The sequence below is a fragment of the Stenotrophomonas sp. YJH_SMC_10 genome, from assembly GCF_059371555.1.
The window spans coordinates 331,787-344,522 of the sequence record NZ_JCAFUS010000003.1; the positions used below are offsets into that span (position 1 = coordinate 331,787).

Genomic DNA, 12,736 nt, shown 5'->3' on the forward strand with positions numbered 1-12,736 from the left:
GCGCCGTGTCGGTGGTCCTCACCGCTGATGGCCGCTCCCTGCCCTCCGTGCCGTCCTGGCTGGGGCCGCTGCCGTTCCTTGGCGGCTGGCCCGATGCTGTCTGTTCCTGCAGGTCAACTGCATCCACGCACGGCGTGGATCTACTACCGGCCACGTTCGGCAGCATTGTGTGCCGACCCAGGTCGGCACCTGCCAGGATCGTGCGGTGCCTAGCGGCGCTGCGTGCCCTCGTCGCGACTTGCCTGCGGGAACTGGAACGCGCTGTCGGCGTCGTAGCCGTCGTTGGCGGTGGCGCCACGCGCCGGCGGGTTGATGCTGCTGGTGCCGCTGCCGAAGCCGAGGATCTGCACGCTGATCACCGACGGCTGGTTGCGCCGTGCATCGTCCTGGCTCTTGCGCATCACATCCTGCGCGGCCTGGCTGGCGCTGTTGGCCGCCGCACTGGCCGAGGCCAGCGCATTGACGTTGACCGATGCCAGCACCGGCAGGCCCTTGCTCTCGCCCTGTACCTGGATGTTGGCCGCGTTCAGCACCTGCAACGCGGCCAGGTTGATATTGCCCGAGACGCGGATGCCGGCCTCGCCCGCGTCGATGGTGCCCAGCGGCGCGATCAGGTCGACGTCGCCCGGCCGCACTTCGGCAATGGGGTTCAGCGTGGCGATGCCTGCACCACTGGCCGGGGCCTGCGGCGACAGGATCACATTGCCCCAGCCGTCATAGACGCGGCGCGGTGGCGTGTACAACAAGGTGGTCTGCGAACCGCGACCGGCATTGATGTCACCCTGCTCCGACCAGGCCAGGATGTCACCGCCGAACGTGGTCATCACCCGCGACAGGCCCAGCAGCACGCTGTCCTGGCTGAACAGCCGGATGTCCCCCTGCCCCTGCGTCACCAGCCCGGCACTGGCCGGTGGCACCACGCCCTGTACCCCCACCACGATCTGTCCACCCGGTGCCATCAGCTCGATGTTGCCGCCGGCTTCGGTACGCACGCCGGAGCCGCCATACATCAGGATGTCGCCGGTGCGTTGGATCGTCGCACCTGCTGCATCCTTGTCCGGCATCAGCGTGGCGATGGCCTCGCGGCCGCGCAGGTAAGAACCAACGCGTGGCCCATTCCGATCGGTGTACTCGCGGCCGCCTTCGCGCAGCTCGGCGTAGTAGACCTGGCGCAGGAAGATCCGCTGCTGCTCCTTCGGCAACCGGTCGAACGCCGCCAGTGCCTCGGCGCCGTCGGCAGCCACACCGAAGCGTTGTTGGAGCCACTGCTTCAGTTCCCTGTCGTAGATCTTCACCGCCTTGCCGGGCTGCGAGGCCAGCGACTGCGCCGGGTCGGCGAGCCTGGCCGGATCCAGATAGCGTGCGCGCAGTGCGTCGAAATCAATGTGCTGGTTGCCTGCGGTCACCGCAATGCTTGCGCCTGGCCGCGTATCACCCTGCACGATACCGCCAAGGCTGATGAGGTTGCCCGCCTCTTCCTGGCGCAGCTGCCGGCCTGCACTCACCTCGACGTCGCCGGGGCCGGCCACCGTCAGGTTGCTGCGGATGATGTCCCGTCCCGCTTCGATCCCGCTGATGTCGGTACCGCTGGTGTTGAGCGCGGTGACGTTCGCATTGATCACGTCACGCCCGGCGCGCAGTTGCACTGCCGATCCCGCTTCATACCAGTCAAACAATGTCCGGTTCGCGGTACCGGTGTTCTTCTCCAACTGCCGGCGATCACCACTGCCCAACCCGATGATGTCACCGGCCACGGCATAGAAGCGGCTCGGTAATGTGGGCCGGGACGTCAGCGCACCGGTGGTCGGGGTACTGGGGCCGAACGCGAACAATGGCAGCATCGCCGCCGGGTCTGGCCCCTGCACCCCATCGTTCGACAGATTGTGACTGACCCGGGTCCGGCTGACGCCCTGCTGGGCCATGAATGCAGGATCAAGCGGCCCAGGCAGGCGGGCGTCGCTACCGGAACGTGCAATGCCGGTGGCATTGGTCGCGGCATGGATCGAGCCCCCGGCCATAACATCGAGCCGGCCGCTGGCCGAAGGCGCGAGCAGGATCACATCGCCCGTGGTCGCCCCCGGTCCGAGGCCTCGAAGCGAGGCGCTGATGATGTCACCACTCGCAGCCACCGCGCTGAACCTGGACGGATACAGCCAGTAATTGATGCTGGCGGGAACGGATTGCTCGCGCAGCGCGATGCCTTCAGCGAACATGTTGCTACCGGTTGCATGCAGGCTGCCGGCCAGGCTGGGTGCGAGATTTCCGCCTACCGAGAACAGGTCCAGTGCCGTGCCTCGGGTCCAGAGCGAGAACCACGTCGTGCCAGCTGCATGCTGGCCATCGCCCAGAACCACGTCGTTGTAGTTGGACGTCGGTACACGCCCAGCATCTGCGGCGCCACCGAGAACAATGTCACCACGGGCCTGCAGCCGGGCAGTGGAATCCCCCAGGATGAGCACGGGCCCGGCCATCGCCACCGGCGCGTCGGCCACGAACGGATCCTTCAGGCCCAGCGTTCCGTAGCTGCTCTGTATCGCGCTGAGGCCACCGATGCGTGCCGCCTGCAGCAGGGTGCTGCCGCGCAGGTTGGTCACCGCGCCATTGAGATCCAGATCCTGCAGGAACCCTTCGGGCTGCTGCGCGCTGGCGCGCAGGCCCGGGTTCAACGCACCGCCACTGCGCAGCGTCAGGTCGCCGCCACCGGTCAGATGCAGCTCACCGTTGCTGACGCGCCCGGTCGACCCGACCGCAGCAACAATCGCGCTGGAGTGAGGCGCGGTCAGCAGGCCCAGGGCATTGCCCATCGGGTCGAGCACGCCGGCGTGCCGGCCCGCTTCCAGTGACAGGTTGCCGCCTCCCAGCGTGCCGAAGCCGGTGAAGCCGACCATGCGCGGCGCTGCGTCCGCTTCGGCGCCCACGGTGCTGTACGTGCCGAAGTTGATCCACCAGCTCGTCGGTGTCGCCTGCACGCCTTCGGTGGTGCCGGAACCCTGCCGCCACAACCAGCCGCCCACCGCCGCGCTTGAATGCCCGGCCTGGTCACGCTGCGCCGTACCCGATTCGGACCGGGCGGTCCAGGCGTCGCCGATGATGTCGCGCCCGGCTTCAACCCTGACATCGCCGCCATGGTCGGGATACCACGCACGGTAACCGGCCAGCGCCGCATCATAGTTGCCCGACACCTGGTTCCTGCCCAACAGCGCGGTCTGCCAGGGTGCAGCCGAACGCGCCGTGTTGAACTGCGCATCGCGGCCATCACCCAGCGCCGTCGGCGCACCTGCGGTGTACACACCGAAACCGGACTTCATGCGCACGTCCTGCGCGGCCAGCAGCGTCAGGTCTCCCTTGCCGGTGCGCAGCACGCTCCACGCGGGAGCGCCCAGCCGCCTGCCATAGGTCGTGACTTCAGTCAGCGTGCCGCCGCCGTAGCAGTAGCCCATTGCCGCGCAGATCTCTTCCTCCGACATGCCCATCTCGGCGCCCAGTTCCGTAGCCGGGCGGCCGACCCAGGATTCATCGCCCCACCATGCCAGCGAGCCTTCCTTGTCCACCAGGCGCGGCGCGGCGCCGCAGAAGGGACCTGCATCGCAGATCTCTGCCTCGGTAACCCCGAAGATCTCGGCGACCTCTGCAGGTGACTTGCCCGCCAGGCTCTCGTCGCCCCACCAGTACAGTGAACCTTCCAGATTGACGATCCGATCGCCCTTCCATTCCGTGGTCGTGGTCACTGTCCCGATGGTGCTGTAGTGGCTGTCGGCCAGCACGATGCTGCCGTCGCTACCCAAACGGCGGGTCCGCGGATCGGCGGCCGCCGTATCCGCACCGGCCACCGCGGTCAGGTCCCAGGAGGTGGTGACTTCGGGCAGCATCGCCGCCAGCGCCCAGTTGCGCCCCTGGCGCCCGCTGGCGTCGGCCGTTCGCAGCTTCACCGGCGCATCGCCGGCCAGCTCCACCTTGGTCATCGACGGGATGATCGCACCGGCATGCAGGTCCAGCGCGCCCGACAGCTTCATCGCCATCGGCAGCGCGACGCCGGCCGGCCACACCTGTGCAGCGACCGGCGCCGGCGTGCGCAGCCGGAAGCCGGCGCCCAGGCGCGCACCCGCCTGCAACGACAATGCCTGGGCCAGCACGGTTCCAGCCGCGACCACCTCGCCACCCGCCGTCGTCACTGCTGCGCCCAGCACGGTGCCGGCCGGCAGCAGCAGCGGTCCCGACAGCCGCATTTCTGCCGGCAGCACGGTTCCGGCCGGCAGGGTCACGGCGTCGAAGGGAAGTGCATAGTTCAGCGTGGCACCGGCGCGGAACTCGGTGCCGCGCTGCAACTGCACACCCTCGCCCGGCACGATCAGGTCACCACCGAACGCGGTGTTGGGCGTACCGCCACTGCGCCCTTCCAGCAGCACCCAGCCGTCCTCATCGGGATTGGCGGGCGGCGGCGCGAAGCCGTCGTTGATGCTGCCGTAGACGTTGATATCACCCTCGGCACGCAACACCAGCGCGGCCGACTCACCGAACCCGCGCCGCGCTGGATCGGTCCGGTTCGACTGCGGTCCGTAGCGGTACCCGGACAGATCGATATCGCCGGCCACGACCAGATCGCCACGCGGGTTGTCGCTGCTGGTCCGCGCCACGATCTGCACGCCGGGGCGAAGGCGGTAGCTGCCCAGGGCGGCAGTGCGCTGCTGCAGTCCTGCATTGGCCAGCGCAGCGTTCATCCATTGGCGGTTGTCCGGGTCCACCACCGTATCCAGCCACTGCTGGTTGATCACCTGCGGACGATGGCCATGCACGTCCGCAGCGCTGGCCAGCGGCGCCGAATCATAGCTGCGGAAGGCGTTGACCTGGAGGTCGCCGGCACCGGCGATGCGGAGTCCGCTGGCCGCGTCGATCGCGGCGTCGTTGCTGCCCACGCGTGGCACGTTGAGCTTGACGCTGCCGCGTGCGCGGCCATCGTTCTGGGCCGGGCCGCTACCCGCAGCCACCGAGGTGCCGGCGCGCAGGTCCATCGAAGACGACGCGCCCAGCTGCAGTGTGCCGTTGGCTGAAGTCAGTTCGATCATCGCCCGGTTCGGGCTGTCGATGATCTTGCCGTAACTATCGACGCGTAAGGCGCTGCCATGCGCATCCAGCGCCCCGTCCACGCGCAGCAGATCGCGGGCGGAAAGACGGATGCTGCCGACCTGCTCACCACTGGCATCGATGCGGCCGTTCACCTGCAGGCTGCCGCCATCGACGCTGATGTCCACGTGGCGTGCCTTCACTTCATCGCCGATGACAAGGTCGCCTTCGCTCAACTGGAACGTCCGGCCACCGGTAATGCCACCGGCAGTAAGCCGGGTGTTCAGGCCGGAGAAGTCCTGCAACTGGCGTGCACGCACTACCAGCTCGCCGCCGTCGTAGGGCACTTCGGTGCCACCGGCGTCGTAGCGGCCGCTGGCTCCGCCAAGCAACGTACCTGCCAGATCCACACGGCCGCCCTGCGGGCCCAACGCAGACACCGTCAAGCGGCCACCGCGGTTGTTGCGGGCGGAAAGATCAATGCGCGACGCCGCGTCGGCAACAATGTCACCTTCATGGCTCGACAACGCGACGTCACCGCCCCAGCTGTACTTGTCCACGTCGAACAGGTTGATCTTGCGCCCCGCCATGTCCAGCACCGCATGGCTGCCAAGCGCCATGCCCTGGCGGGCATTGGCCTCGAACCGACCGGACGCCAGCGCCACCCGGCTGTCGATCACCACGCGTTCGGCCGTGATGGACAACTCCGCACCCAACGCATCGCTGCCCGCGGTCGCCGCGGCGCCACGCAACTGCACCGTTCCGCCATTGCGGATGGCCAGCTGCGCACCCGCGCTGCCGGTCAGAAGCGGGGTGACGATATCCAGCGCGCCGCCGCTGAACTGCCAGCCACTGCCTGCCACGTAGTCGCCCTGCCGCTGGAAGACATCCAGGCTGCCCTTGCCGGAGAACAACATGCGATCCGACGCTGCCAGCGTAACGCCGGCGAAGCCAAGCACCTGGCGGTCAGCGGCCACCGACGAACTGGGCCGGGTGAAGGGCGCTCGCCCCAGCTCCAGCACCCGCGTAGTGATTTCCAGCTGCCCTTGGCCAAGCCGACCCACCATCGCCTCGCCGGCCGGCTGAGTCTGTTCACCGCCGGGCAATGGGGTGCCGGCCAGCGTACCGTCCCACACCAGCGTGTCGGCGAAAATGCGCGCACGATCGGTCGCGGTGCCGTAACCGTGAATGGCTGGCGCGCCCAGCACCAGGCTGCGCAGACTGCTGCGGCCGGTCGCACCGTCACGCGTATCCAGGTCCACGCTGCCGAACACATTGATGGCATCGCGCGCAGTCAGGCTGAGGGACTCGAGCGCCGGCGCGCCGGTGGCGGTGTTTCCGCGCAGTAATCGCTGCAGGACCTCCTGATTCATCGTCATGCCCGCCGGCAGGCCGCCGGCCGCCGCTGCCGCCGCGATCGCTTCGGCACTGCCAAGATTGAGCGCCGACATGCCCAACCCGAGCTGGCGCGTTCCGTAGCTCACCGCGTCGCCAATGCTCAGAGCGCCGTCGGTGACCACATTGATGCTGCCCGCCGACAGCAGCCGGGTCTGCCCGCTGCAGTTCGATTCGCAACCCCCGATGTCGATCGCCACCGGACCGGCCGCGCTTCCCCCCTGGGTACTGAGCGCCGTGAGGCGCTGATTGGACACGGCCAGCAGACCGCCTGAAACCAGGTAGGGTGCAGTGGGTTGCGCCACGCGCGAAGGATCGGCCTGGGACAGGGTGTTGATCGAAGCGCCCTGCTCCACCAGGATGCCGTTGCCCCCGAATGCAGCCGACAACAGGACTTCCTGCGCCGAAAGGCTGACACCGTTGCGCAACACAACATGCTGGGCGGTGCCTTCCACCGAGTAGGTGGTCGCATCACGCCGCAGCGCGCCACCGATCAGCAACGTCGACGGGCGGAATGCGTTGAGCGCACTGTCGAAAACGGTAGCCCCGCGCCCGCTCGCCGCCGCGCTGCCCTCCGTGACGATTTCCAGCATCGCGTCGTTGGACGCATGCAGGTTGACCGAAAGCGTGCCGCCGCGTCCGTCATTGCTGCCCGCATTGAAGCGGGACAGACCGTGGAACGTCACTGCCGGCGCGCCGGTGCGGCCCGCGCCTTCGCCGAACGTCAGGCTGAGAGCCGCGGCATCGGTCGGTCGCCAGCGCAACGCTTCGCCTCGCCGTTCGGCCACGCCCTCCACGAACGTGCTGTAGGACGTTTCGTTGTAGCTGGCATGGCGGCGCACCGCTTCGGCCGGGGTCAGCACCAGATCGGTGAGCAGTGGCGACACTGCCCCGCCCAGGCCTTGCGCTTGGTGCCCGCTGACACGCCAGGAACCCGTGCTTGTCGCCACCGGCTGCGTGTTGCCACGCGCATTCTCGGCACCGATCTCAACGCGGAATGCCCCCTTCTGCAGGGCGTAGTTGGCGGGCAGCAGCGTGTAGGTTCCGGCGGGCAGACCCGGCACTCCGCCGGGGATGACGATCTGCTGGCCGATCCGGGGGTCGGCACTGCCGTCAGCGGTCGCCAGCGGCGCCTGCGTGTCCGTCCGCCCCGGCACGATCGCATAGACCGCATTGCCGGCACGGCTGAAGCCGTAGCGCGGGTTCGCATCCGCCAGCGCATGCCGCAGGATATCGACCGAGCCACCCCGCCCGGCTACGAACGCGGCGCCGGACAGTTCGCCGCCTCCGGACACATCCACGACGCTGCCGGCGGCGCCGTTGAACGCACTGGCCACGATGTCCACGCCCATCGGAATGTTGACCGATCCGGGGCCCTGAACATCGAAATCGGCACCGTCGCGGCGCCACGCCACACCATCCACGGTGCCACCGAACGGCAGCGTCAGGCCGGCGCCACTGACGGAGGTCACGCTGCCCGCAAGCAGCTCGACGCGCGCAGCGCGGCTGGAGTTGAACTCAGTACCACCCAGCTGCACCCGGCCCCACGGCGCCTGCACGTTGCCGCCCTGCACTACCGTGGCGGCGGTCAGCGCCAGGCTGCCGAACGCCGAGTCCGGTGCCGGTTGCGCGCCACTGCCGACACCGTGGATGCGCAGTACCGCCTCTGGATTGGCCCAGCCCGGCAATCCCGAAGGTCCGGCCTCAGGCACGCCGGCCACGATGCGCCCCTGCGCCCGCGCGGCGGGATACAGGCGGGCGGCGCTGATATCGATCGATCCCGGTGCGGCGAACCTGGATTCCTGCAGACTGCTGGCCATCGGAGCCAGCATCCGGATGTCGCCGCTGCTCTGCAGGTTGACATGGTCGAAGCTCGCCAACCAGGTGACATCGCGCAGGTCGATCAGGTCGGCGGTCACATCGAACCGATGCTGCTTCCCTGCATCGATCGGCGCCTCCACCGGTCGCAGCGTGCCTTCCCCGGCCGGCTGCCACCAGCGCCCCTGCGCAAGACGCACGTAAGGTGCGCTCAGCAGCAGGCGACTGCCCTCCTGGTTGCCCGCTGCAACGCCCAGGGCGCGTTCATTCGGGCCATGGATGCGCAGGCTCTGGTCCATGCGCAGAGTGACATCGCCTTGTGCCCGGATATCGCCGAACAGCGAAAGATGATCGAAGCCACCGGCCTTGATCTGCTCGACGGAGAGCGTGGCATGGCCGTACGCCAGGCGCTCGGGCAGAGCCTCGCCCGCCGGTGTGTCCTGGGTGAGCGAGATCGCCCGCGGTGCCAACACCTCCTTGTTCCTGGCCGTCGCGCCATAGGTGCCGCCGCCGAACGCGACCCCCAGCGTGCCGCCCCGTGCGCCATCACCGCCCGCCGCTGCATCGAGCGACCCTTGGAGGTACAGCGCATTGGCTGCACGCAGCACGATGCTGCCGCCATCACTGTCCACCCGGGTACGGCCGCTGCCTTCGACATCAAGCCACGCCGAGGCACCGGAGGCCTGCAGCCGCGCCCCGCGCTCGATGACCACAAAGGTATCCGGTGGCAGGTGGCGGACGTTGTCCTGGTCTTCCCAGTCCAGTGCACCACCAATCTCGATGGTTCCGCCCTTGCGCACCTGACCGCGCAGCATCTGCCGCGCATCGCCCATGGAAACCGCATCGCCACTGACATCCAGCAGCGCGCCCTCGGCGATCGTCCAGCGACGCTCGCGGCGTTGATCGCCGCGCACACCGGTCGGGTCGAATGCCTCATCGAGGCGGATCCGCCCGCCCGCTGCCTGCAGGTGGCCGGCCACGGTCACGTCACCCGAACCGAACAGCTCGATCGTCTGGCCGGGATCAACCCTGACCCCGGCCCCGGTGCCGACGCGCAGATCGGCCGCAGACAACAGATGTCCCGCGCGCAGCACCAGGCTGGCGCCACCGCGTTGGGTTACGCGCCCATTGCCAGGATCGGCCGTGTACAGTGGCTGCGTCCAGGCCTCCAGCGCCTGCTCCCGCGCCAGCGCATTCTGTGCGCCGGCTGCCAGGCGAATGCCCGGCCGTTCCACGTGCAGCAGGGTGCCCTCTTCAACCGTCAGCCCGGCATGGCTGGCGATGTCATAGCGGGCAAACCCACTCGTGAACAGCGGGGCCTGTAACCTCAGCAGATCCTCTACGGCCGCGGTGGAATCGCCGATGGCCAGCTTGCCGCCCGTTGCCAGGGTCAGTGCACCGCTGCCATTGCCGAGCGCGGTGATATGCACGCCATCCCCCATGCGCAGCCGACCGCTGCCATCCGTGGCGACATCGGTACTGGCCGCCTGCAGGCTGACACTGCCGCCCTTTCCGACGCGTCCCTTGCCATCGGTACCGATCGCACCACCGGCATCCACCGAAAGAAGGGCGCCATCGACCAGGGTGATGTCATGACTGCCAACGAAGCGCACCTGTCCGCCATCGATCCACGCCTTCGTTGCCAGTGCATCGGTGGCGAGCAGAGCGTTGCTCCAGCCGCCGGCAAGATCGATGCGGGCACCGGCAGCAGCCTCTACGCCCGCGCGGCCGCCGGAGAGCAGCGCCGTCGGCCGGCCGAGTACCGGAAGCAGGTTGCCCGCCTCCACCTGGCCACCGGCGATCTGCACGGTGCCGCCGAAACTGACCTGGCTGCCGGTGAGCGCAAGCTGCCCGCCCTCCTGCAGCGTGAGCGTTCCGTCCAGCGCGATGTGCCCGGCCGAGGCCAGATCCAGGCGTCCCCAGCGCTGTCCGCTGAGTACGTCGCTGTCCAGCCACACGGTGTTGCGCCTTGTCGCCCCGATCGGCGCCTGCAGCGACCATGGCGTGGGATCGGCCGGGATCCCGCCGATGCGCACCTGCGAGTCGAATACCCCGTTGCGACCCGTGCTGTCGAAGCGGCCGAGCCAGAGTTGTGCGTTGCGCGCCACTGCCGTCTGCGACTGCGAGTACCCCTCCTGCCCCGGGTCCGGCCGTGATGTCTGCAACTGACCCTGGAAGGTGCCTGTCTCCACCTGCCCCTGCAGGACCACGGTGGGTGAAGAGACCCGCAGCCGGCCCGCATCGCGACCGACGGTATAGCCATTGTCGAAACGCTGGCCGGGTGCCACCAGCGGATTGCGGAACGATTCGGTCACCCCCCATCGTTCCTGCTTCACTTCGTAGCCCTGGTACAGACCGTCGTACAGCATTTCGGCCGGTGCATCATCAAGCCGGTACAGCTGCCCGTCGCGCCCACGCAGCCAGCTCTGCTGTACCACGCCCGACTGTACGTCCAGGCTGCCACCGGCCAGATTGATGCGGGACCCGGCATGGCTGACCACTTCCTGGCCGGCCAGCTGTACGGTGCCGCCCAGCGCCGCCCACTCACCGATTGAATGCCCCTGGTTGTCCAGGTAACCGCCCACCTCAAGCAGGCCGCCGCCGGCGTACCAGCGCGTGCGGTCATAACCGCCGGTGCCGGCAGCGACCTCGGTCAGCTGGCGGCGGTCGATCCACACTTCGCTGCTGATCAGCGTGCCACTGTCACGGTTGTCCGGCGAATCGCGCAGTTCATTGCCCTGCACCTTCACCTTGACGTTGTTGCTTTCCATCGCCACCTCCACGCCTACCGCACCGGAGACGTCCACCCGCGCCCCGTCGTCCAGGTAGCTGCGCCGGGCTGCATCGGAAACGACCTGGCCACCGGTCGCCACCGCCAGCGAGCCCGCCTGGAAATCCACGTCGCCGCCGGAGACGATCTCGATGCGCGACTGATCGCGACGGTCCTGCAGGCGCGAGAGGTTGTCGAAGGTGCCGCTGTTGCTGGACCCGCGAAGCCTGTCCTGCTCGGCGGATTCCTTGACGAGCGCATCGCGCTGGGTATCCAGCGCGGTGGCCTTGCCATCGTCTTCGATCAGCACCGCCGTGGCAGACCCGGCCTGCAGGGTCACGCTGCCCTTGCTGTCGGATGCCGAGTTCAGCAGATGCACGGTGCCACGCTGGTTCAACGTCGTGGTGGCTACCGCCACGCCGGCCTGTTCGACGGTGCGACCGGCCAGCGTGACGTCGCCTTCGCGCGCCTGGATCAGGCCGCTGTTGCGCACGTAGCCGGCCGTGCTGTCGCTGGCGAAGCGTGGGGCGATCTCATTGCCGCGGGTGGTGGACCCGGTGTTCTGCGCGGTGCCCACGCCGCGACGGATCACGAAACTGTCACCGGCCGCCAGCTGCGCCTGTCCCTTGCGGGTTTCGATCTGGCCTGCGTTCTCCACGCTGTGGCCGGCCAGCAGCACATAGCCACCGCCACGGGTGGCCGTGGTCGGTTCATGGGTGGCGATGCGTGCACCGCGTTCGACCATGACCTTGCCCACGGCATCGGTCAGCGCCGAGGTGTTCGCGTCGGCACTGTACAGGCCGTGCTCACGGAACTGCGCGTCACTGATCCGCGCTGCTGCCGCAACAAGGTTGCGGACGTTGACCTGGCTGTTGTTGCCGAACACCACGCCGTTGCGGTTGGCCACGAACACGGTGCCATTGGCCTTCAGCTGGCCCAGGATCTGGCTGGGCCGCGCCTGCGGATCATTGACGCGGTTCAGTACCGCCCAGTCGGGGTTCTGCAGGAAGTTCAGCGTGGTGTTGCCACCGATGTTGAAGCTCTCCCAGTTCAGGATCGCCTGGTCCGCAGTCTGCTCGATGCTGACCAGCAGCCGCCCGTCGGCAGCCTGCGACTGGATGGCCTCGCGGGCGTTGATCCAGCCGCGGGTCAATGGATTCTCGTCAACCTTCAGGCCGTCCTTGCCGAGGCCGTCGGCCACCACCACGCCCGCGTCACGTCGCCCCTGCCGCGCCTGTTCCTGCAGGCGCTGCTGCAGGGCGATCGCCTGTGCGGCCGTGCCCAGGTTGTCGATCGACTGCTGCAGCTTCTGCCGCGCCGCATCCTGCTGCTGCGCGGGCAACTGGAACTGGACCGGCACCCCGTTGGGCATGCGCCCGCTCTGCGCCGCCGCGCCCTGCGCCGCGCCGCGCTCGGCGAACCAGCCCGGGCTGAATGCCTGCTGGGCCTGGCTGGCCGGTGCCACCACCGTGCCCAGGGCCACGGCAACGGCCCAGGCCATCGGGTGGCTGCGCCACAGGGCAGCAGGAGGGCGGGCGTGGGGCGAATGCGGGTGCGACATCGGGGACCTCGTCAACCTGATGGGCCGCGTCAGCGGCGGCGAGTACGGATGGGCCTGCGTGACGCACGCCCTGCACCTGATAGACGGTGGTAGTGGCGTGAAGGCGACACCGCGCTCGCCACCGTGCGGGG

1 protein-coding gene is annotated in these 12,736 nt (G+C 68.6%); it reads right to left on the reverse strand.

Features of this window, described 5'->3' with window-relative positions; all coding sequences use genetic code 11:
* Positions 1–209: 209 nt before the first annotated feature.
* On the reverse strand, positions 210–12,605 hold the full coding sequence (locus AC5P9C_RS07195) for a filamentous hemagglutinin family protein (protein WP_414615013.1): 12,396 nt from the start codon (positions 12,603–12,605) through the stop codon (positions 210–212).
* Positions 12,606–12,736: the final 131 nt, after the last annotated feature.

What these genes read in the sequence shown, in the direction of transcription:
- AC5P9C_RS07195 (WP_414615013.1), bottom strand. Translation starts at nt 12,605, where the DNA reads ATGTCGCACCCGCATTCGCCCCACGCCCGCCCTCCTGCTGCCCTGTGG.